Raw genomic sequence first — 24,014 nt, 5'->3', positions numbered from 1 at the left:
GTACTATGTACTATTTATTATTTGTTCTAAATAAAAAGAGATGATATATATTCAGTTGTTTTATACGTTTTTCAAGATCGGACTCTTCGGTTTCGGAGGAGGATATGCAATGCTTTCCATGATTCAAGGGGAAGTCGTTACCCGTTATGGATGGGTAAGTTCGCAAGAATTCACAGATATTGTCGCGATCAGCCAAATGACACCGGGACCTATCGGAATTAACGCCGCTACTTATGTGGGATTCACTTCTACAGGCAGTATCTGGGGTTCTATCATTGCAACCTTCGCCGTAGTCCTTCCCTCCTTTATCTTAATGCTGACTATCAGCAGATTTTTTCTGAAATATCAGAAACATCCAGTAGTGGAATCAATCTTCAACGGACTACGGCCAGCAGTCGTAGGACTGCTGGCCTCTGCCGCATTGGTATTAATGAATGTAGAGAACTTTGGCTCACCTACAAAAGATACCTATACATTTGTTATCAGTATCATCATCTTCCTGATTGCTTTTATCGGAACGAGAAAATATAAGGCCAATCCGATTCTGATGATTATCGCTTGCGGTATTGCAGGATTGCTGCTCTATTAAAGCTTTACCTTTTTACTTACGGACTTCGATTCATTATGAAGACGGTCCAAAGCCGTTACCACATAGCGATGTTTTGTTTTTCCCGTCTCGTATGGAAGTCTGTAGAAAGGATTACTGGTGATAGCTACAATATGAGAAGGATCGTCAAGGTTCACCTTCTCTTTTCCGCTAAAGCGGTAAACCACATACCGCACCGCTTTATCCATTTCCGTTTCCGCTTTCGGGGCAGTCCAGAAAAGAACATAGCCGTCTTCTGTCCACACCTTCTTCATTTTGCGTACTTTGCCCGGAGCCTTATTGTCCATAAAATCGAAGACGGGAATCAAAGCTGGATATTTATGATACTCGCTCACTAAAGCATCACGGTATCGGCCTTGATTTTCAACAACGGCTGAAGCATACCATTGACAACTGCCGCCAATCGTCTGATAAGCACGTTGTAAGGCCATTTTTCGCGGGAGCTGATTGATGGAAGGATTCTTTGGATCAGCATGTTGGATCGTATTCGATACCGACTGACCGATAAATAACGGACGGTTCTCCGAATGCGTAGCCCACCATTTCACTAAAGTCTCATAGTCGGCAGCCTTATGCCCTATTTCCCAATAAATCTGTGGAATATTATAATCAATCCATCCTTCACGCGCCCAAAGCAACACATCGGCATACAGGTCATCATAATTCTGCAAACCATTGGTATCACTGCCCAACGGATCACTCTTCTGATTACGGTAAATGCCGAAAGGACTGATACCAAACTTCACCCACGGCTTTACGGCACGGATTGTCTCATGAAGCTTTTTAATCAGCACATTGACATTACTACGACGCCAATCGGCCTTATTCGTAAAACCACCGCCATAACGGGCAAAGCTCGCATCATCCGGAAAGTCCATTCCTTTCACGGGATAAGGATAGAAATAATCGTCCATATGGATAGCATCCACATCATAACGGGACACGATATCGGTCACGATTTTACAAATATAGTCCCGACTTTCAGGAAGTGCCGGATCGAAATACAGCTGATCGCCATACGTAACAAACCATTCCGGATGTTGATGATAAATATGTTCCGGCGCCAACTGATTTTTCAGCGAAGTCTTCACCCGGTAAGGATTGATCCAGGCATGAAACTCCATATTCCGTTTCCGGCACTCTTCAATCATAAATTGCATCGGGTCCCACATAGGAGAAGGTATCTGCCCCTGCGTCCCTGTCAGGAAACGGCTCCACGGTTCATGCTGCGAAGCATACAACGCATCCGCTTCGGGACGCACCTGGAAAATAATAGCATTGATACCTGCCCCTTGAAGAGAATTCAATTGATCAATCAACGTTTGTTTCAGCTTCCCGGTAGGAATACCTTTGAACTGCCCGTTGACAGCTTGTATCCACGCTCCACGAAATTCACGTTTGGGATATTTATTGCCGGATGGCACTTGTGCCCTCACTCCTACCACCAGAAGAAGAGCGAAAAGTAAAAGATAGTTTTTCAGCTTCATAATATTCTTAAATCGTAATAATGTGACGCAAAGATAATACAAACTCCCGATAAATTCGCTAACTTTGCCGACTACCATAAAAAAGGAGTATTTTATGTCAGAAAACAACTATATTTCGATCAAAGGTGCACGAGTCAACAACCTTAAAAACATCGATGTAGATATACCCCGCAACAAACTTGTTGTAATCACCGGATTATCGGGTTCCGGTAAATCTTCCCTCGCTTTTGACACTCTCTATGCAGAGGGGCAACGCCGCTATGTGGAAAGCCTGAGCAGCTATGCCCGTCAGTTCTTGGGACGAATGAGCAAACCGGAATGCGACTTTATCAAAGGCATCCCACCCGCCATTGCCATCGAACAGAAAGTGAACAGCCGCAACCCACGCTCTACGGTAGGTACTTCGACCGAGATTTACGAATATCTTCGCTTGCTCTATTCACGCGTAGGAAAGACATTCAGTCCCATTAGCGGACAAGAGGTGAAGAAACATTCGACAGAAGATATCGTCAACTGTATGCTTACGTATCCGGAAGGGACGAGATACACCGTATTGACACCCATCCGTCTGCGTGAGGACCGCACCTTGCAACAACAATTGGAAATAGACCTGAAACAGGGATTCAACCGTATCGAAGTGAACGGTGAGATGAAACGTATAGATGAATATACCCCTGTGGCAGGTGACGAAGTTTATCTGCTGGTAGACCGCATGACAGTAGGCAATAGCAAAGACTCCATCAGCCGACTGACAGACTCTGCCGAAACAGCGATGTACGAAGGCGACGGAACTTGTCTGCTACGTTTTTATCCGGCAGACGGAACTACGAAACTACATACTTTCAGTACTAAATTCGAAGCAGACGGCATCACTTTTGAAGAGCCGAACGACCAAATGTTCTCATTCAACTCTCCTATCGGTGCTTGCCCCACCTGCGAAGGATTCGGAAAAGTCATCGGCATTGACGAGCATTTGGTCGTGCCTGATCGCTCTTTATCAGTTTATGAGGGAGCTATCGTATGCTGGCGCGGTGAGAAAATGGGCGAATGGAAAGAAGAACTGATTCATAATGCGGATAAGTTTGATTTTCCGATTTTCACACCTTATTATGAGTTGACGGACGAGCAACGCCGGATACTCTGGGAAGGTAACCAATACTTTCATGGCATTAATGATTTCTTCAAAATGCTGGAAGAAAACCAGTACAAAATACAATATCGGGTAATGCTTGCACGTTATCGCGGCAAGACGCTCTGTCCGCAATGTCACGGCACACGCCTGAAGCCCGAAGCCGGTTATGTACGGGTAGGCGGAAAGAACATTTCCGAATTGGTGGATTTGCCCATCACTGAACTCAAGCAATTCTTTGATAACTTAAAACTTAGCGAGCACGACAGCAATGTGGCACGACGAATCCTTGTCGAAATCAACAGCCGCATCCGTTTTCTTATTGACGTAGGGTTGGGATATCTTACCTTGAATCGTCTCAGCAACTCTTTATCGGGAGGAGAAAGCCAGCGCATCAACCTGGCAACTTCATTGGGCAGCAGTCTGGTAGGCAGCCTTTATATCCTCGACGAGCCAAGTATAGGATTACACAGTCGTGACACCGGCCGTTTGATTTATGTACTGCGCCAGCTACAACAGTTAGGCAATACGGTAGTGGTCGTCGAACATGATGAAGAAATCATCCGTACCGCAGACTACATTATCGACATCGGTCCTAATGCCGGGCGTTTGGGGGGCGAAGTCGTTTATCAAGGGGATATGAAAGACCTAAAGAAAAGAAGCAACAGCCACACGGTACGCTACCTCTTGGGAGAAGAAGAAATCCCAGTCCCCGCACACCGCCGTCCGTGGAATAACTACATCGAGTTGAAAGGAGCACGCGAGAATAACCTGAAAGGTGTAAACGTACGTTTCCCGCTCAATGTGATGACGGTAGTCACCGGAGTTTCCGGTTCCGGTAAGAGTACGCTCGTCCGGGATATTTTCTATCGGGCACTGAAACGTGAATTAGATGAATGCAGTGACCGTCCGGGAGAGTTCTCATCTATCGGGGGCAGTTTGCGCGACCTGCGGAATGTAGAGTTTGTAGATCAGAATCCGATCGGCAAATCCTCCCGTTCCAACCCCGTGACTTATATCAAGGCTTACGATGAAATCCGCAAGCTCTGGGCCGAGCAGCCGCTAGCCAAACAAATGGGCTACACAGCCGGATTCTTCAGTTTCAATAGTGAGGGGGGCCGTTGCGAAGAGTGCAAGGGGGATGGAACCATCACTGTGGAAATGCAATTTATGGCAGACTTAGTGTTGGAATGCGAATCCTGTCACGGAAAACGTTTCAAGTCCGACACGCTGGAAGTGAAGTTCCATGATAAAAGTATCTATGATGTATTGGAGATGACCGTGAACCAAGCTATTGAGTTTTTCAACGAACACGGACAGAAGAAAATAGTAAAGAAGTTACTTCCATTACAGGATGTCGGATTGGGATATATCAAATTGGGACAGTCCTCATCCACTCTTTCCGGCGGTGAGAACCAACGCGTGAAACTGGCTTTCTATCTAAGCCAGGAAAAAGCGGACCCTACCCTGTTTATCTTTGACGAACCGACTACAGGCCTACATTTCCATGATATCCGGAAACTATTGGACGCCTTTGACGCACTGATTCGTCGCGGACATAGTATTGTAATCATCGAACACAACATGGATGTCATCAAATGTGCTGATTATGTAATTGATCTCGGCCCTGAGGGCGGTGATAAGGGAGGAAATATCGTAGCAGTAGGGACTCCCGAAGAGGTAGCCGCTTGTGGAGCCAGCTATACGGGACAGTTCTTGAAAGAAAAGCTCAGTTAACGAATTCGGTCTCCTCTACAATAAATTAAAAGAAAGATTTGCTGTCACCTGTCACAGATTATCACTTAATAATCTGATTATTAAATGATAATGACGTGACAACAGCAAGTGACAACACTGTGACGGCAATCATACCGTCACGCAGAGATACAATACCCACACACTTTATGCTTTACACCACAATGCTTTACAGTTTCCAACAGCGAGAACTAGTGTTTCGACCGTTGGAACTTTAGTTTCAACGGCTTGAAACTTTAGTTTCCCTTGCTTGAAACCAGAGTTTCTTCGGCTTGAAACTAAAGTTTCTACTGCCTGAAACTAATTGTATTCCAGTTTGAAACCAATAGTGAAACTATGCTTTATGGAAGCAGTATGATAGTAAAAAGTTACTCTCATGCCTACCCTCATACTCGCTATCATGGTTGAAACACCGATGGGCAATTGGATTCACACATACGATGATAGGTGACGAAGATTATCTTTAAAAGTAGAATCCGAATCCTACCTTGATGCCGAAACGTGAGTTGTCGGAGTCATCAAAACGCCATTTGTAATAAACGGCAGGTTCGATAGTCACCGTCCGGGAAAGGAAATAAGCATATCCGGCTTCAATACCTACCCCCCAATCGTTATTATGCTCACCACCTTTCAGACGGATACGTTCCCAATCAAGACCACCACCGATATAAATGCCTGTAGTATTGAAATAACAACGAACTCCGGTACCAAGAGTATACGTATCTTTAGGCTGCGACCAGTCTGCTCCCGCATTGACCATCAGCGCAAAACCATCCGCCAAGAATGTACCGACCTGTGCTCCCAAGCCAAACTTCGCATCGTCATTCTTGCTATACGAAAAGTCCAATCCTGTGACGGAAGGATTAAGAATCATAGTACCTTTTTCAAATTGAGCCTGTGCAGTAAACGAGACTGCCAATAGGCAAAAAGCTAAAGCTAATTTCTTCATAAACTTACTTTTTAAAGTGAATAGATTGTTCGTCTTTTTTACGGCGTTCACGCATTTGCTCCTTTTTACGAAGCACCAGCCAAAGGAGAAAGACAATGACATAAGAACCTGCCACTGTCAGGATTTTCTCTGTCTGGCTGACTTCCGTATTACGTGGCAACAAATAAGCCGCAGTTACTGATACATAAATAAGGAATGCTAACGCAACTCCTGTTGATCTCTTTATTTTCCTCATTCTGATAATTTTCTTGTTTTCTGTTTACCCAGCCAAGCATAGAACCATACAACCGCAATCACTACACACGCTATGCCAACGCTGTAAGAAACCACAGATGAAAGTCCTAACCCTTCGGGAGCAATACATATATAAGTAGAACATACACTTGTCATAAACAGTGCCGGTATCAAAGTGATGATGTAAGGTTTCTTGGACACAGCCAGAAATACCGTTATAGCCCACAAAGTGAACACAGCTAATGTCTGGTTAGCCCAAGCAAAATAACGCCATATCATATTAAACCCGTTGGCATCACGCAAACTGTACAGGAGCAGACCGATAGCTACCACAAACATAGGGATACAAATGTATAAACGGCGACGCATACTTTTTTGTTCCATTCCCAAGAAATCCGCCACAATCAGACGTGCCGAACGGAAAGCCGTATCTCCCGACGTAATCGGAGCTGCAATCACTCCCAGAATGGCAAGTATCCCTCCGATTGTTCCCAACCACTCCTTCGTGATGGCGTCTACAATAACAGAAGCATTACTTTCTTCCATCCCATTCTTATGGAAAAAGTAAGTAGCCGCAGCAGCCCAGATAAGAGCAACGATACCTTCAGTAATCATCGCCCCATAGAACACCGGACGACCGTGACGTTCCGAAGTCATACAACGCGCCATCAAAGGACTTTGAGTAGCATGAAAACCGGAAATCGCGCCACAAGCAATACTCACAAACATAATCGGGAAAATAGGGAGTTTGCTTGCTTCGGGATTTGTATTTTGCAAACCATCCCACAGCTCCGGTAAAACGGGATGATTGACATAAAGCATTACTAAAATTCCTACCGCCATAAACAGCAGTGCGACTGCGAACAGAGGATAAATTTTACCGATAATCTTATCTACCGGAAGCAAAGTCGCCAGAATATAGTAAGCAAACACAACGACAATCCAAAACGTAGTATCCAAATGTTCCGGTGTAAGTTTCGCCAGCAGTCCGGCAGGACCGGCCACAAAAACCGCACCGACCAGAATCATCAAAATAACGGTGAATCCTCTCATTACCTGCTTCGTAGTAATCCCTAAATAACGGCCTATGATTTCGGGCAAGCTTTCACCACCATTGCGCAAAGAAAGCATTCCGGCAAAATAATCATGGACAGCACCCGCAAAGATACTCCCCAGCACAATCCACAAATAAGAAGAAGTTCCGAACTTCGCTCCCATGATTGCACCGAAAATTGGACCTAGTCCCGCAATATTAAGAAATTGAATCATGAAAATCTTCCAAGTGGGCAATGGAATATAGTCTACTCCATCAGCCTTAGTAAGTGCCGGTGTTTTACGGTCATCAGGACCAAAGACGCGTTCCATGAGGCGTCCGTACGTAAAATAGCCTACTATCAACACAAGCAGGCATAGAGTAAATGTAATCATAGTGTGTCGCTTTTTAACTTGGCAAATGTAACATAATCTCATGAAACAGCCCAACAATACCGACACTTTTACTAACTTTGCAGAGATTTAAAACAAAAAACAAAGGATATGCGCCTATTTATTTTCATTCTTTCACTTTTGTTTCCTTTCCTCCCGACAAGTGCGCAGCCCAAGCACGAAGTTCGTGCAGCATGGGTAACGGCTGTATACGGTTTGGACTGGCCTCGCACACGTGCAACGACTCCGCAGACAATCCGCAAACAGAAAGAAGAATTGACAGATATCCTTGATAAATTGAAAGCGGCTAATTTCAATACTGTTTTATTCCAAACCCGTACACGAGGAGACGTACTATATACTTCAGCAATTGAACCGTTCAATTCAATCCTGACCGGAAAGACAGGAGGAAATCCCGGCTATGATCCACTGGCTTTCGCCATTGAGGAATGTCATAAGCGGGGAATGGAATGTCATGCGTGGATGGTAACCGTTCCGCTGGGAAACAAGAAACATGTTACTTCACTCGGAAGTAGGTCCGTCACCAAGCGGATGAAAGAAATCTGCGTCCCTTACAAAAGTGAATATTTCCTCAATCCGGGACATCCGGCAACGAAAGAGTATTTGATGAAACTGGTACGCGAAGTCGTAAGCGGTTATGATGTGGACGGCGTACATTTCGACTATTTACGTTATCCAGAGAATGCACCTTTTTTCCCGGATAAATATGATTTCCGCAAATATGGCAAAGGACGTACGCTCGACCAATGGCGCCGGGATAATATTTCCGAGATTGTACGTTATATATATAAAGGTGTAAAAGCAATAAAACCTTGGGTAAAAGTAAGTACCAGCCCCGTTGGCAAATATCGGGATACTTCTCGTTATCCTTCGCGTGGTTGGAATGCTTTCTTTACCGTTTACCAAGATCCGCAAGGATGGATGGGAGAAGGTGTTATGGATCAGATTTATCCGATGATGTATTTCCAGGGAAATAATTTTTATCCTTTTGCCCTCGATTGGCAAGAACAAAGTAACGGACGGCAGGTGATTCCGGGCTTGGGCATTTACTTCCTCCATCCCGATGAAGGGAAATGGACGCGTGACGAGATAGACCGCCAGATAAACTTCATCCGCAATCATAAGATGGCAGGCGAGGGACATTACCGGGTGAAATATCTTATGGAGAACACACAGGGTATCTATGATGAGTTGGTCGAAAACTTTTATGCTTATCCTGCTTTACAGCCTCCCATGCCTTGGCTAGATAGTGTTCCGCCTACGGCCCCGTCCGAATTGACAGTAACCGATATTGACAGTGGCTATACGGAATTAAAGTGGCAGGCTGCCACCGACAATGATGCACGCAATAAGCCAATGTATATCATTTATGCATCGAATGATTTTCCGGTAGACATTAATCGACCGGAAAACATTGTTGCACAAGGTATTCGGGAGACAAGTTATATCTATGCTCCTATCCTACCCTGGAATGCAAAAAAACATTTTGCTGTTACGGCCATTGACCGTTACGGAAATGAAAGTAGAGCGGTGCAAAAGTAAAAGACTTTGTATAAGAAACGGAATAACGGCTACCGTTTCATATTACACAATGTACACTTTCTGACACAAGAATCCACGCACGATACTTACTTTTTTTATAAACCGGCACTAATGGCAAATAACCAGAGCAGATTCTTCCCTGCTCCATTTTCAATGGATAAGTCTCTGCCATTGCTGTGTGTGCGTTCCATGCTGCTCCATCCGAAGGGGCATAGTCTATCTGAAAAATCCCTGTTGAGAAAGGACATATATAACGGTCATACAAGTGACGCGCTACTACTCCCATATTCATCCGTAAGTTTATTTCCACACAAGGATGAATACGATAAGCCGGAGATTCCGGGAAGCGGCAAATCATCATATCAACTCCCAAATAGCCATTGTAAACACTTCCAAAGCGAAGAGATAATTCCCGTTCAAGACAATTACGCAATTTATCAAGCTCCCCAACGGGGACATATTCCGAAAGATTCCGTTCAATCGCAGCATTTGAAATCAACCGATTACCCTCATACGCTCCACTCCCACCCGTACGAAATTGAGAGTATCCGATGAAATTGAACCGTCCGTCACCTGAAGAATGAAATTCCATAGCAAAGTCTTCTACCTTATTATATATAGGTTCACCGATTACGCCACCCTGCTGACTTCCGATACGCAAACACCAACCGGAAATTGAAGGCGTATAAATGCCTTTACACCAGTTCAATCCCTTACCGCTACCCGAAAGAGGTGCTTTCAGCAGACAGGTATCATGCGATTCAACAAATGATTTCCATTCTTCGGGAAGTGTCAGGTAGAAGGATTCACCGCAAAAATAATTGTCCAATTGCAGATGAGGCAACAACTCTACTGCACAGGAACGGTGTGAACAAGAACGTAATTTATTTAATTGTTCAATAGAAGGTAATGCGTGTTTCTCTATTCCTAAGTCCAAGAGACGTTTTCTTACGGCGATGTCCCATCCCCAAGGACGGATATCCAGGTTTCGTTCGGAAGCAAGTTCCGGTTCTGTCATCAGATGTACCGAAAGTCCCAACAATTGCTGCATCCTTTTCAGATAGTCAAGATTATAAGCGGAAGGAGCCAATACCGCACTCCCCTCTTCGGCATACCACACCGGCAGCAAGGCCAGCTCGGTCGCCATCTGCCGGGCGGAGGCCGGTGGCATATAATTGATTTCACCGCTAGCCAACGCCAAGTCATGTTCCGGGTTGAATAGATAAAGAGTCTTTTTAGCCATCTCAAACGAATTCAAAACTTTATTCTGCAAATATATACAGGAAATAGTCAGCAATACCTAATAATAAGAAGAAAGTTAGAGTTAAAAGCACAATTTTGCCATCTCTACTTTGCAAATCTTAAAAAAAGCACTATATTTGCCACCCGTAAAACTAAGAACAGAAATGGAAGCATTCTATCGCACACACGCCTACCTTGTTGAGCACACCAATGCCCCCGTTCGCCGTGACCTTATGGATGAGATTGATTGGAGCGACCGCTTGATTGGTATCAAAGGGACACGTGGCGTAGGAAAAACCACTTTCCTGCTCCAATACGCAAAAGAGAAATTCGGGACCGACCGCTCTTGTCTGTTCATCAACATGAACAACTTCTACTTCTCGGGACACAGCATTGTGGACTTTGCCAACGAATTTCAAAAACGCGGTGGAAAAGTACTACTCATCGACCAAGTGTTCAAGCACCCGGAATGGAGCAAGGAGTTACGTATGTGTTACGACCGCTTTCCCAATCTGAAGATAGTCTTTACCGGTTCGTCCGTGATGCGGCTGAAGGAAGAAAACCTTGAATTGCGCGATATTGCAAAAAGCTACAACCTGCGCGGATTTTCTTTCCGTGAATTTTTGAACTTGCAGACCGGTATGAAGTTTCGGGCTTACAGCCTCGAAGAGATTCTAAGCACGCATGAACAGATTGCCAAAGGAGTGCTTTCCAAGGTACGTCCGTTGGATTATTTTCAGGATTACCTACATCACGGATTCTATCCGTTCTTCCTCGAAAAGCGCAACTTTTCGGAGAATCTGCTAAAGACAATGAACATGATGGTGGAAGTGGATATCCTACTTCTCAAACAAATAGAACTGAAATATCTTTCAAAGATAAAAAAATTACTATATTTGCTCGCTGTCGACGGACCGAAGGCTCCAAATGTCAGCCAGTTGGCAAGCGACATACAAACATCCCGCGCTACGGTGATGAATTACATCAAGTATCTGGCGGACGCACGACTCATTAATCTGGTTTATCCGAAAGGGGAAGAATTTCCGAAAAAACCTTCGAAGATAATGATGCACAACTCCAACTTGATGTATTCCATCTACCCGGTGAAAGTAGAAGAACAGGATGTATTGGACACTTTCTTTGCAAACTCTTTATGGAAGGACCATAAGATACACAAAGGAGACAAGAATTTCTCTTTTATCGTAGACGAAGTGATGCCGTTCAAGATTTGCCTGGAAGGTGCAAAGATTAAGAATAACCCGAATGCGACGTATGCGTTGCATAAGGCAGAAATAGGTCGGGGCAATCAGATACCTCTCTGGATGTTCGGCTTTTTATATTAAAAGATTTATTTACTTAAATATTTAATTTAGTTATGACTAAACAGAAGAAATTCATCACTTGTGATGGTAACCAGGCTGCAGCACATATCTCGTATATGTTCTCTGAAGTAGCTGCTATCTACCCCATCACTCCTTCTTCGACTATGGCTGAGTACGTAGACGAATGGGCTGCCGCAGGACGTAAAAATATCTTCGGCGAAACAGTATTGGTACAGGAAATGCAATCTGAAGGCGGTGCCGCCGGTGCAGTTCACGGTTCTCTCCAGGCTGGTGCGTTGACTACTACTTACACTGCTTCTCAGGGTCTTCTCCTGATGATCCCTAATATGTACAAAATTGCCGGTGAGTTCTTGCCTTGCGTATTCCATGTATCTGCTCGTACATTGGCTTCTCACGCATTGTGTATCTTCGGTGACCACCAAGACGTAATGTCAGCTCGTCAGACTGGCTTCGCTATGTTGGCTGAAGGTTCCGTACAGGAAGTTATGGATTTGGCCGGTGTTGCCCACTTGGCTACTATCAAATCACGCGTTCCGTTCATGAACTTCTTCGATGGTTTCCGTACTTCTCACGAAATCCAGAAGATCGAAATGTTGGAAAATGAGGACTTGGCTCCGCTGATCGACCAGGAAGCTTTGGCTGAATTCCGTGCCCGTGCACTGAATCCGATGAATCCGGTTGCTCGTGGTATGGCTGAAAACCCTGACCACTTCTTCCAACATCGTGAATCATGCAACAACTACTATGAAGCAGTTCCTGCTATCGTAGAAGAATACATGAATGAAATTTCTAAGATTACAGGCCGCAAATATGGTTTGTTCGACTACTACGGTGCTGAAGATGCAGAACGCGTAATTATCGCTATGGGTTCTGTAACAGAAGCTGCCCGCGAAGCTATCGACTACTTGGTAGCAAACGGTGAGAAAGTAGGTTTGGTTGCCGTACACTTGTATCGTCCGTTCTCTGCTAAACACTTCTTGGCTGCTGTACCTAAGACTGCTAAGACTATCGCAGTTCTTGACCGTACAAAAGAACCGGGTGCTAACGGTGAACCTCTTTATCTTGACGTTAAAGATTGCTTCTATGGTGTTGAAAATGCTCCTGTTATCGTTGGCGGTCGCTACGGTCTGGGGTCAAAAGATACTACTCCTGCACAGATCATCGCAGTATTCAAAAACTTGGCTATGCCAATGCCGAAGAACCACTTCACTATCGGTATCGTAGATGACGTTACTTTCACTTCTCTTCCGCAAGAAGAAGAAATCGCATTGGGCGGTGAAGGTATGTTCGAAGCTAAATTCTACGGTCTGGGTGCTGACGGTACGGTAGGTGCTAACAAGAACTCTGTGAAAATTATCGGTGATAACACTGACAAACACTGTCAGGCTTACTTCTCATACGACTCTAAGAAGTCAGGTGGTTTCACTTGTTCTCACTTGCGTTTCGGTGATACTCCGATCCGTTCCACTTATTTGGTTAACACTCCGAACTTCGTTGCTTGTCACGTTCAGGCTTACCTGCACATGTACGACGTAACTCGCGGTTTGCGTAAGAACGGTTCTTTCTTGCTGAACACTATCTGGGAAGGTGAAGAACTGGCTAAGAATCTGCCTAACAAGGTGAAGAAATATTTCGCACAGAACAATATTTCCGTATACTATATCAACGCAACTCAGATTGCATTGGAAATTGGTTTGGGTAACCGTACCAACACTATCCTTCAATCTGCATTCTTCCGTATCACAGGCGTTATTCCTGTTGAACAAGCTGTTGAACAGATGAAGAAATTCATCGTTAAGTCTTACGGCAAGAAGGGTGAAGACGTTGTTAACAAGAACTATGCTGCCGTTGACCGCGGTGGTGAATACAAGACTTTGACTGTTGATCCTGCTTGGGCTAACCTGCCGGATGACGCTAAAGTTGAAAACAACGATCCTGCATTCATCAACGAAGTAGTTCGTCCGATCAATGCACAAGACGGTGACTTGTTGCCAGTATCTGCATTCAAGGGTATCGAAGACGGTACTTGGTATCAAGGTACTGCTAAATATGAAAAACGTGGTGTAGCTGCATTCGTTCCAGAATGGAATCCTGAAAACTGTATACAGTGTAATAAGTGTGCATATGTTTGTCCTCACGCTTCTATCCGTCCGTTCGTACTCGATGCTGAAGAACAGAAGGGTGCTAAGTTCGAACAACTGAAAGCCGTAGGTAAAGTATTCGACGGTATGACATTCCGTATTCAGGTTGACGTTCTCGACTGTCTGGGTTGCGGTAACTGTGCTGACATCTGTCCGGGTAATCCGAAGAAGGGTGGCAAGGCATTGACAATGAAACACCTTGAAAGTCAGTTGGCTGAAGCTGAAAACTGGACTTATTGCGTTGACAACGTGAAGACTAAACAACATCTTGTTGACATCAAAGCCAACGTGAAGAACTCTCAGTTCGCTACTCCGTTGTTTGAGTTCTCAGGTGCTTGCTCCGGTTGTGGTGAAACTCCGTACGTAAAATTGATTTCTCAATTGTTCGGTGACCGTGAAATGGTTGCTAACGCTACCGGATGTTCTTCTATCTATTCCGGTTCTGTTCCTTCTACACCTTATACAAAGAACGAAAACGGACACGGTCCTGCTTGGGCTAACTCACTGTTCGAAGACTTCTGCGAATTCGGTCTGGGTATGGAATTGGCAAACGAAAAGATGCGTGCACGTATCGTGAAAGTAATGAACGAAGCTATTGCTGCTGACTGTACTCCTGCTGAAGCTAAAGAATTGTTCGCTGAATGGATCAACAATATGTTAGATGCAGACAAGACTAAGGAATTGGCAGCTAAGATCATCCCGATGGTTGAAGCTAACAAGGATAAATGCAATCACTGCAAGCAAATCGCTGAACTGCAACAATATCTTGTAAAACGCAGCCAATGGATTATCGGTGGTGACGGTGCTTCTTACGATATCGGTTACGGTGGTCTTGACCATGTAATCGCTTCCGGTAAGGACGTTAACATCCTCGTTCTGGATACTGAAGTTTACTCCAACACTGGTGGTCAGTCTTCTAAGGCTACTCCGGTAGGCGCTATCGCTAAGTTTGCTGCTGCAGGTAAGCGCGTACGTAAGAAAGACCTCGGTCTGATGGCTACTACGTACGGTTATGTATATGTTGCTCAGATTGCGATGGGTGCTGACCAAGCTCAGACTCTGAAAGCTATCCGTGAAGCAGAAGCATATCCGGGACCATCTTTGATTATCGCTTATGCTCCGTGTATCAACCACGGTCTGAAAGCTGGTATGGGTAAGAGTCAGGAAGAAGAAGAAAAGGCTGTTAAGTGCGGTTACTGGCACTTGTGGCGTTACAACCCTGCTTTGGAAGAAGAAGGCAAGAATCCGTTCCAATTGGATAGCAAAGAACCGAATTGGGAAGACTTCCAAGGTTTCTTGAAGGGTGAGGTTCGTTATGCTTCTGTAATGAAACAATATCCTAACGAAGCAGAAGAACTGTTTAAAGCTGCTGAAGCAAACGCTAAATGGCGTTACAACAGCTACAAACGTTTGGCTAAAGAGAACTGGGGTGCTGAATAATTAATCATACTCAAATAAATATAAAAAGGGAGTCTGCTCAACCGCATGACTCCCTTTTTTATGTCCAAGCCAGTTTTATATAAGACCGATTTTTATAATACCGGTTATGAACTAATTTCGAAGTTGTCAGACTTCGGTATCCAGCTATCCACCAACTGCCGATGTTCATCCCGCCATTTGCGTGCAATCTCTTCTTCATCCATTCGAGCGTCTTTCATAGCTGTCATAAAAGAGCTAAGTTCTTCTGTCGTTAATTTGATATTAGCGAAAAATTCAGCGGCAAACGGATCTTTTTTACTGAAACCTTTCCAGGCAATGGCATGTATTTCTTCCAGATCTCCATATACTTTTTTCGGATCATCCAGGAATTTCAGGTCAAACTGATCGAACATCCAATGCGGTGTCCAACCTGTAATGACAATCCATTCTCCCCTATCCATCGCTTTTTTCAAAGATGCCAACATGGTTGAGCTACTTGAAGTCATGAGGGTATAGCCGTCAAAACCGTAAGTTGAGATGGCCTTGTCCGTAGTCTTCATAATACCTGCTCCGGCATCAATTCCCACTATCTCAGAAGAAAACCGATCTTTATTGGCAGCCAGTTCATCAATGGAATTAATGGCAACATATTGAGGCACGGCTAGCCCGACGCGTGCTTCTCCATATACTTCTCCTAAAAATTCGATGCTATCACCGTACTGATCCATATAATCTTTCATCGTTATCGGTAACCAGGCATCTAGAAAGACATCTGAATTCTTTCCAGATATGGATACGAAAATAGGGGCAAGATCAGCATTCTGTAGTTCAACCTCGTATCCTTGTTCTTCCAGTACCACTTTTGCCAAATGGCTCATGGCTATTCCTTCCAACCAATTGGCATAGGCTATTTTTACTTTTTTCTTATCTGGGTCGGAATCTGCACAGGAAGCCAGCAAAAGCAGAGCAGTCAGTACGATTCCTACTAATTTATATATTCTCATTTTTATTCCTTTCTGTTTTCTGTCTTTCTTATTTTAGTTCTTGCAATTTTAACCCTTCTTATTTTTTCTTCCTGCCATTCCTTGTGTGATACGGTCTAAGATGATAGCTAAAATAACTACCGCTATACCACCTTCAAATCCAAGTCCGATCTTCATCTGGGTGATACCTTTCAATACAATTTCCCCCAAACCACCGGCAGCAATCATTGCAGCGATTACAACCATAGAAAGTGACATCATTATTGTCTGGTTTACACCGGTCAGGATGGTGGGCAGTGCCAAAGGAAGCTGTACTTTATATAGCAGTTGCCAACGGGTAGCTCCAAACGAACGAGAAGCTTCCACTACATTTTTAGGAACCTGTCGGATTCCCAATCCGGTAAGGCGGACTACAGGAGGCATAGCAAAGATAATGGTGGCAAACACTCCAGGCACTGCTCCCAATCCGAAAAACAAAACGGCAGGAATCAGATAAACAAAAGCAGGCATCGTCTGCATCAAGTCGAGAACAGGACGGAGTATTTTCTCTGCACGCGGACTGTTTGCCGTCCATACCCCCAAAGGTACACCAACAATTAGAGCCAGACAGGTAGATGATAAAACGAGAGCTAGGGTTTGCATTGTAGCTTCCCAAAATCCCATTCCATAGATCAATAATAATCCTAATGCAGTGAAAATTGCCGTACCACGCCCTGCTTTCATCCATGCAAGTGCAGCAAGTATCAAAATGGTTATATAAAAAGGTATTCCGAAAAGTATGTGCTGGAATCCTATAATAAAACTACCGATGCCTGCATTCACGGCATCAAAGAAAGTGGAAAAATGTACCATCGTCCAATTGATGGCCACCTCTATATATTGTCCTATATTTATCATAAATCTATTGCGTTTTGAATTATTTCGTTTATTTCTTCTTTATCTTTTCCGGTCACTTCAATGATTAAAGATGAAAGTGGGATTGTCCCCAAAAACTCGCGTGTCTCATCTATCACCCATACCGGTGAATTGCTCTTTGTCATTAAAGGAAGCATATCCTCCAACACTGTATCCTCCAACACAGAATGTACTTCTGTACGCACAACTGTTTCAATGGATTTTTCCTGCCTGCTACGTAATTTAAGCAAATCGTTCAGGCGCACTTCCCCGACCAGTTTATCGTCGGCATCTATTACAGGTAATACGGTTATATTCTTTGCACGCATCTTACGAATCAAAACTTCGGGGCCTTCTTTCTTCAGACGAGCCACCAACGGTTTGTCAATCATTAAAGAAGAAGCGGTAATAATTTTGCTCCTATCCACGTTTTCAACAAAACGGGCTACATAATCGTTAGCCGGTTCGGTCAGGATTTCCTCCGAAGTACCTACCTGCACCACTTCTCCGTCTTTCATAATCGCAATACGGTCACCTAGTTTAATTGCTTCACTCAAATCATGAGTAATAAAGACAATTGTCTTTTTCATCTTCGATTGTAGGGCCAGTAGCTCATCCTGCATCTGTACGCGAATCAGAGGATCGAGAGCAGAGAAAGCCTCATCCATTAAAAGTACTTCGGGATTATTGGCCAAGGCACGTGCCAATCCGACACGCTGTTGCATTCCACCGGAAAGTTCACCTACCATCTGATTCTCATATCCTTTCAGTCCGACAAGCTTCATACTTTCCATCGCTTTCTTTTCACGCTCTCCCTTCTTCACTCCCTGAAGTTCAAGGCCGAATGCGATATTGCTCAATACGGAACGGTGAGGCAACAGACCGAAATTCTGGAAAACCATTGCCAGCTCTTTCCGGCGAACCTGCAATAGTTCTTTTTCGGATATTTTAGATATATCGACTCCATTTACAAGGACTTGTCCGGCAGTAGGACGTATCAAACGATTAATACAACGCAGTAATGTCGATTTTCCACTTCCCGAGAGCCCCATTATCACAAAAAACTCCCCTTCATTTATTGAAAGATTGGCATCTTTCACTCCTACCGTACAACCGGTATCTTTCAGAATTTCCGCTTTACTCTTATCTTTTTTCAGCATCTTGAGTGCTTTCTGCTTCTCATGACCAAAGATAAGGTACAAATCCTTTATTTCTATTTTACTCATATAATATATTGGTTTAGATTATAATATTTGTTTTTCAACTGCCGCGTTCCTCATTCTCACTTACGATAAACAAGTTGAATGTTCGCATGGTTCAGTCATGTCACATGGTAACATGACGATCCAATGAGTTTTTTAAATGATTAAAAAACAGACTGAGTAGTTTAAAAGGAATAGAATTTGATAAGATTATCCTCTCAATGAACAGTAAAAAACAGTATTTTCATAAATAAATAACAGTCTGTTCTTGCATATTGTTGGCACAAAGATAAGGGAAATAGATTAAAAATGCAAATTTTATTCAGAAGCAGAGTAATTCCAAAGATGTTTTTTCAAGTCTACGCATCCATTTTGTTTGAAAGAAATCCCTTCTTTCAGCAAGAGTTGCTTTTGCTCTGTCCAGCCAGGTACAAGACGCCCCGATGCATTGACTACTCGATGGCAAGGAACAGATATACCCTCCGGTACTTGTTTCAAAGCGCGTCCTACCATACGGGAACATTGAGGCATTCCTAATAATGTGGCAATCTCTCCATAAGTAGAAACCTTTCCTACCGGAATATCACAAACAACCTGATGCACCTCTTGACAAAAAGACGCAGAAAACTTTGCCTTGTCTACTTTATAATCCTTCATTAAACCTTCTCTTTTACTTATTTTTCTTCCTCAAAGCTAGGTAAAAAGACGAATATTTGCAAATTATTAAGATACAACAAACAATATATGCAACTTTACTTGCTTTATATATAAATTATTATGACCTTTGTGGCATAAAAGTAGTTTTATTATTAACGAGACAAGCAACATCATTATGAAAAAGAAGACTGTTCTATTTGCTTCTTGTTTGTTAGGAACCTTAGCTTTCAGTTCCTGTGAGAAGAATCTTTATGATGAAAGCAAACAGCCTGAAAAGGAACTCCAAATGAAAGACTTGGATATACCTGCGGATTTCCAATGGAAATTAACTCAAGTAAGTGAGACAACGGTGTCATCTACAATCCCTACTCCTACAATAGTTTCATTCTTTTTGGATGAAGCATGCAGTGAAGAAGAAAAACTAGCAACTATCCCTGTATACGCAGAAACTTCAAGCCTACCATTAAGTATTCCTACATATGCAAAAACATTGTATGCTCAATATAAAAATGGTTCAGGTGCTATGATCAAAGCAACAATGCCAATCAACCCTGATGGCAGTTTCTCATTATCCATCAATGATAATAACAATACCACATCTCGGGCAGTTACACGTGGACATGACATAGAAGATGACATTGATTACGACAAATGGGAAGGAGTAATATATCATCCTAAGAATGGTTGGGGAACAATTATGTTTGAAGATCAATTTCCATCATTGGGAGATTATGACTTCAATGACTTTGTAGTAAATTACAAGGTACAATTTGAAGTCGGAAAACAAAAAGGAAATGATTATAAAAGTAAGCAGATTGTTATCGGCTTACGCTTAAAAGCTGTTGGCGGAATATTCCCATATTCTCCTTATTTAAAACTCAAAGAAATAAAAAAGCACGAAGCTGAAGTTGAAATGATAAATGCTAAAACAAGAAAGCCACTCGAGGTTAAATACGTTGATAATAAAAAGAATTATCTTATCATTGATTGCAGCGAATTAATCAAAAACCTTCCAAAAGGTGAAAGTCAGTATTTTAATACTGAAAGAGGAGCTTTAGTATCAACCAATGATTTACCGGAAATCATTATTACAATTGATCTCAATGTTGCCAAAGAGGTAGAAGAAATATTGGAGGATGATAAATTTGATTTATACTTAAAACGTAATGATGATGGAACAGAAATACACATGAATGGCATTGAGCCAGTTGGTTACAAATATCCATTCAAAGATTCTAATTTACTTCCTGTATATGAATCCGACGGAGATGAAGAAGACGACAACTACTACTTTAGCAAAGAACGTCTGATTTGGGGATTGAGAGTACCGGGTAATGTAGCCCACGCAGTTGAAAAAGCCAACTTCTTGAAAGCTTATCCCGGATTCTGGAAATGGGCAACAAGCAGCGGTAAAAATGAACAAAATTGGTACGGTCAAGGTAATGCAGATAAGAGTCTGTTGATCTATAACTAATTCTTTTCCTATCCCATACCTAAATCCCGGTAAAGTATTAAATATACCTTATCGGGATTTATTATAATCATACCAATTGCAATCTTATTATCCTCTTCTTTTTAAGAAGTCCGTCGGACTCTCTCCAAACTGTTCCTTATAACATTTTGTAAAATAAGAAGGAGAACTGAAACCTACTTCATAACCAATCTCTGCCACTGTCATATCCGATGAGGCAAGTAGAGAAGCCGCTTTCTTCAGACGAGCAATCCGAAGCAACTCATTAGGAGAGTAATTAGTAAGAGACTTTATCTTACGATAAAGTTGTACACGGCTCAGTCCCATATCTTTTCCTAAATCCTCCACATTCAGATTAGAATCCCCCAGCTTTGCGTCAAGTAAAGACTTGAATTTCTCCACAAAGTTCTTATCCATATCACAAACATCCTCTTTCGCCAACGTATGTCTGTCGCCAAAGAACTGCTTCAAGCGACGATGCGAATCAATCAAATTACGGACACGAGCCAACAACAGTTGTGAACTAAAAGGTTTGGAAATATATGAATCAGCACCACCGTCATATCCTTGAATCCGTTGTTCATCCAAAGAACAGGCAGTCAACAGAATAACAGGAATATGACATGTCTGCAACTCGCTTTTTAACCTACGACAGCACTCAATACCATCAATCCCCGGCATCATCACATCAGAAATAATCAAATCCGGAACATATTTCATAGCTTTACGAATCCCATCCGAACCATCTACAGCCTCAATAACAGTATAATCGGTATGAAGCAAACTATATACATATGAACGGATATCTGCATTATCGTCAATGACAAGAACGGAAGGTTTGGAAGAATCATAATCTTTTTCAGGTTCCTCTTCCTCAGCTACTTGAGCATTGTTTAACGCAGAAGAGACCGAAGCCCCAATGGAAGAAGACAATGGGCTATCCACCGAAACGGTTACCTCACAAGTCTGCATCGGTAAATCAACCGTAAAGATTGTTCCTTGTTTTTCATCACTTTCTACAGAAATAGTTCCTTTATGCAATTCGACAAAAGCTTTCACAAGTGCCAAGCCAATCCCCGAACCTGCATGATGCATATCTATTCTGTAAAAACGGTCGAAAATATTCCGAATGTGTTCCACAGAGATCATAGAACCGGTGTTAGCAACAGTAAAACGAATCCAACGCCCATCCTCTTTTGTCAAAGGAGACAGACGAACGGTCACCTTTCCATTTTCCGGAGTAAACTTGAAAGCATTAGAAAGAAGATTAAAATAAATGCGTTCCAATTTTTCCACGTCCGCCAATGTATGATAATCCGTATCCGCCATCTTATCAAAAGAGAAATGAATATGTTTCTTTCGCGCTGCTGCAAGAAACGACTCATTCCACCCCTCAAAAGAAGAAAGAATATCTACAGGAACAGGTGTATATTCCATCATACCATTCTCATACTTTCGAAAATCCAAAATTTGATTGACCAGACGCAAAAGGATATTCACATTCCGCTGAATCAACATCAACATCCGATGCTGGTCTCCATTCAACGTTTTATCAGCCAATAAATGCTCCACCGGATCGGCAACTAATGTCAGTGGAGTACGGAAATCATGAGAAATATTCGTAAAGAAAACCAATTTAGCATGAGTCGCTTCTTCCAATTGATGAGAAAGCTGTATAAGCTGATCCCTCTGTTCTTCCAATTTATCACGTTGCCCTTCCAGTTTGTCACGCTGTTCCTCTAACTGTTTCTTCTGTTCGGAAAGTTCTCTGTTCAAGCGATTCTTGGAGCGAAGAGATTTATATACTACTAATAACAAACCTGCCACCAACAAAAGGATAACCAGACCACCATACATGACAACCTGTTGGGTAGCAACACGTGACAAATACCCTCCGATACGTCCGTTCAATGTTTCGATTTTCTGATCCAATTCAGATATATGCGTAGTCTGGAGTTTCATGACATGAGCATTCGTGTGGTCTACGACGGCCGTATTCATTACGGTTTCTCTAGGATAAGGCTTTTTTTCAAGAATATTCATAGCCAACTGCATTACCTTATCACCATTTGTAGGATAAATAAAAGTAGCATTCAGCACACTGTCAAGCACAAGTTCCAATCCGTTTCCTTTACCCGGCAAAGCATCAATACCTACAAAGAGCATTTCTTTCTCCCTACCTACTTTCTTGGCAGCCCGATAAGCTCCCGGAGCTATGCGGTCATTATGTGCATACACCGCATCGATTTTCGGATGACGACAGAGCATACTATCCATCTCCACTTCAGCCGGACCACTCTCCCATGCCGCATCCGCTTTATCAATCAGCTTTATATCCGGGAAATTACTGATGGCTGCCATAAATCCCTGATGACGCTCCATCGCAGGGGTCGCCCCCCCCAGCCCTGTAAGCTCCACCACATTCCCTTTTCCCTGCAAGCTTGATGCAATATAATTTCCAACCGCACGGCCTATTTCATAATTATCGGCACCGATATATGCAGTATATTTATCAGATAGAATCTTCCGATCTATCAAAATGACAGGGATTCCTTTCTGATAGGCTTCTTCCACGACGGGAGTCATCGGAGCCGCCTCGTTGGCTGAGATAATAAGTAAATCAACTCCTTTATCCATAAAATAACGGACATCTTCCGCCTGCTTGCGGTTATCATCTCCAGCCGACCGGATTTCAACCGCCACCCCATCGTAAAACATGGCTTCACGAAGAATCTCATCATTCATTTTGTGCCGCCAAGAATCATCACTACATTGAGCCACACCAATACGGAAATGCGGCACATCTTGATGGCAGGCTACCATTCCGAGAAAACAAAACAAGATCACTATCCAACGTAAATATCCCATAGTATTGTGTATTTTTTTCGTAGATTATATCTTTTACCATACTATCTATTTGTCATATATCGGGATAAAGATAATGGTTTTCTCTTAAAAACAGAAAGTAAAAAGCCTCAAATCTGCTTTATTAACAAGCCTCCTTCTACCCGCAAACAGTGTCACAACAAAGTCAGATTTCATTAATAAAAGTATAAAGAGTTAGACAAACACTTAATCAATGTTATAAAACATCTTTTTTTATTTGGATTATTTGCTAGTTTCACAGAAGTCCGTATCTTTGCACTGTGTTTTTCATAGTATTAGATTTAAGGTTAACAAAGGTTGGAGCAAGGCGTTGCTCCTTTTTTTATACCCATACCTCTTATGTAGGGATATTCCTAAAATAATAAAATTTAAGGCAACTACTTCATTGCGAATTAGTTGCCTTTTTTGTATCTTTAAGCATTCCCCCCAAAAAACGGTTTGACGGCCAAAACGGGGGTAATCTAAAATAAAAACACATGGTAAAGATACAAAAAATCTCAGAAATCGAACCTTGTTTAGGTTTTACTGAGTTCGATATGCTTAAAAAATATCGTCAAAGTTTTGCAACGAGTGAATTAGGTCGACTCCATTCTCTATTCCCTTTCTCGGAACTGGCCCGACAAATGC

16 protein-coding genes are annotated in these 24,014 nt (G+C 42.8%); 6 read left to right on the top strand and 10 right to left on the bottom strand.

Annotated elements, in window-relative coordinates:
* Positions 1-40: 40 nt before the first annotated feature.
* A complete protein-coding gene (locus tag BACFIN_RS00945) occupies positions 41-589 on the top strand; it encodes a chromate transporter (protein WP_007758052.1) in 549 nt (182 codons plus the stop codon).
* Here BACFIN_RS00945 and BACFIN_RS00950 read toward each other — a convergent pair.
* The gene (locus BACFIN_RS00950; RefSeq protein WP_007758044.1) at positions 586-2,172 is read right to left on the bottom strand and encodes a glycoside hydrolase family 10 protein; all 1,587 of its coding nucleotides are present in this window, start codon (positions 2,170-2,172) and stop codon (positions 586-588) included. The genes BACFIN_RS00945 and BACFIN_RS00950 overlap by 4 nt on opposite strands.
* A gap of 16 nt (positions 2,173-2,188) precedes the next feature.
* Here BACFIN_RS00950 and uvrA point away from each other — a divergent pair, with 16 nt between their 5' ends.
* Positions 2,189-4,960, top strand: coding sequence for an excinuclease ABC subunit UvrA (gene uvrA, locus BACFIN_RS00955; RefSeq protein WP_007758042.1), 2,772 nt, complete (start codon positions 2,189-2,191; stop codon positions 4,958-4,960).
* Between the two features lie 481 nt (positions 4,961-5,441).
* Here uvrA and BACFIN_RS00960 read toward each other — a convergent pair whose 3' ends face one another.
* From BACFIN_RS00960 to BACFIN_RS00970, 3 genes are read right to left on the bottom strand one after another with little or no spacing between them, the layout of a single operon-like run.
* Positions 5,442-5,927 carry an outer membrane beta-barrel protein gene (locus BACFIN_RS00960; RefSeq protein WP_007758039.1) on the bottom strand — a complete coding sequence of 162 codons (486 nt, stop codon included), beginning with the start codon at positions 5,925-5,927 and terminating at the stop codon, positions 5,442-5,444.
* A 4-nt stretch (positions 5,928-5,931) separates the two neighbouring features.
* A complete protein-coding gene (locus BACFIN_RS00965; RefSeq protein WP_007758035.1) occupies positions 5,932-6,162 on the bottom strand; it encodes a hypothetical protein in 231 nt (76 codons plus the stop codon).
* Positions 6,159-7,589: a carbon starvation CstA family protein gene (locus BACFIN_RS00970; RefSeq protein ID WP_007758034.1), complete on the bottom strand. Its 1,431-nt coding sequence runs from the start codon at positions 7,587-7,589 to the stop codon at positions 6,159-6,161. The genes BACFIN_RS00965 and BACFIN_RS00970 overlap by 4 nt, the downstream gene beginning before the upstream one ends.
* Before the next feature lie 108 nt (positions 7,590-7,697).
* On the opposite strand from BACFIN_RS00970, the gene BACFIN_RS00975 reads away from it, so the two are divergent.
* Positions 7,698-9,149: a glycoside hydrolase family 10 protein gene (locus BACFIN_RS00975; RefSeq protein ID WP_007758033.1), complete on the top strand. Its 1,452-nt coding sequence runs from the start codon at positions 7,698-7,700 to the stop codon at positions 9,147-9,149.
* Positions 9,150-9,186: 37 nt separating this feature from the next.
* On the opposite strand, the gene BACFIN_RS00980 is transcribed toward BACFIN_RS00975, so the two are convergent.
* Positions 9,187-10,392, bottom strand: coding sequence for a hypothetical protein (locus BACFIN_RS00980; protein ID WP_007758032.1), 1,206 nt, complete (start codon positions 10,390-10,392; stop codon positions 9,187-9,189).
* Between the two features lie 163 nt (positions 10,393-10,555).
* On the opposite strand from BACFIN_RS00980, the gene BACFIN_RS00985 reads away from it, so the two are divergent.
* Together BACFIN_RS00985 and nifJ are read left to right on the top strand one after the other, a co-directional pair.
* Positions 10,556-11,734 (top strand): ATP-binding protein, encoded by a 1,179-nt coding sequence (locus tag BACFIN_RS00985; protein WP_007758028.1) that lies wholly within the window; start codon positions 10,556-10,558, stop codon positions 11,732-11,734.
* A gap of 32 nt (positions 11,735-11,766) precedes the next feature.
* Positions 11,767-15,315 (top strand): pyruvate:ferredoxin (flavodoxin) oxidoreductase, encoded by a 3,549-nt coding sequence (nifJ, locus tag BACFIN_RS00990; protein ID WP_007758026.1) that lies wholly within the window; start codon positions 11,767-11,769, stop codon positions 15,313-15,315.
* Between the two features lie 104 nt (positions 15,316-15,419).
* Here the strand turns inward: nifJ and BACFIN_RS00995 are convergent, their stop codons facing one another.
* The 4 genes from BACFIN_RS00995 to BACFIN_RS01010 form a co-directional block, all read right to left on the bottom strand.
* Positions 15,420-16,298 carry a glycine betaine ABC transporter substrate-binding protein gene (locus BACFIN_RS00995; protein ID WP_007758023.1) on the bottom strand — a complete coding sequence of 293 codons (879 nt, stop codon included), beginning with the start codon at positions 16,296-16,298 and terminating at the stop codon, positions 15,420-15,422.
* Between the two features lie 48 nt (positions 16,299-16,346).
* Positions 16,347-17,174, bottom strand: coding sequence for an ABC transporter permease (locus tag BACFIN_RS01000; protein ID WP_007758017.1), 828 nt, complete (start codon positions 17,172-17,174; stop codon positions 16,347-16,349).
* Entirely contained in the window at positions 17,171-18,397 is a 1,227-nt protein-coding gene (locus BACFIN_RS01005; RefSeq protein ID WP_007758016.1) for a quaternary amine ABC transporter ATP-binding protein, read from the bottom strand. Before BACFIN_RS01005 ends, BACFIN_RS01000 begins: the two co-directional genes overlap by 4 nt.
* A gap of 294 nt (positions 18,398-18,691) precedes the next feature.
* Positions 18,692-19,030 carry an MGMT family protein gene (locus tag BACFIN_RS01010; protein WP_007758015.1) on the bottom strand — a complete coding sequence of 113 codons (339 nt, stop codon included), beginning with the start codon at positions 19,028-19,030 and terminating at the stop codon, positions 18,692-18,694.
* A 175-nt stretch (positions 19,031-19,205) separates the two neighbouring features.
* Between BACFIN_RS01010 and BACFIN_RS01015 the strand changes: the two genes are divergently transcribed.
* A complete protein-coding gene (locus tag BACFIN_RS01015; RefSeq protein WP_007758014.1) occupies positions 19,206-20,504 on the top strand; it encodes an LruC domain-containing protein in 1,299 nt (432 codons plus the stop codon).
* 87 nt (positions 20,505-20,591) lie between these two features.
* Here BACFIN_RS01015 and BACFIN_RS01020 read toward each other — a convergent pair whose 3' ends face one another.
* Positions 20,592-23,369 (bottom strand): substrate-binding domain-containing protein, encoded by a 2,778-nt coding sequence (locus BACFIN_RS01020; protein ID WP_007758013.1) that lies wholly within the window; start codon positions 23,367-23,369, stop codon positions 20,592-20,594.
* Positions 23,370-24,014: the final 645 nt, after the last annotated feature.

Origin of the sequence: Bacteroides finegoldii DSM 17565 (genome assembly GCF_000156195.1) — a bacterium.
GTDB lineage: Bacteria > Bacteroidota > Bacteroidia > Bacteroidales > Bacteroidaceae > Bacteroides > Bacteroides finegoldii.
This window is presented reverse-complemented; position numbering and strand designations above follow the sequence as displayed.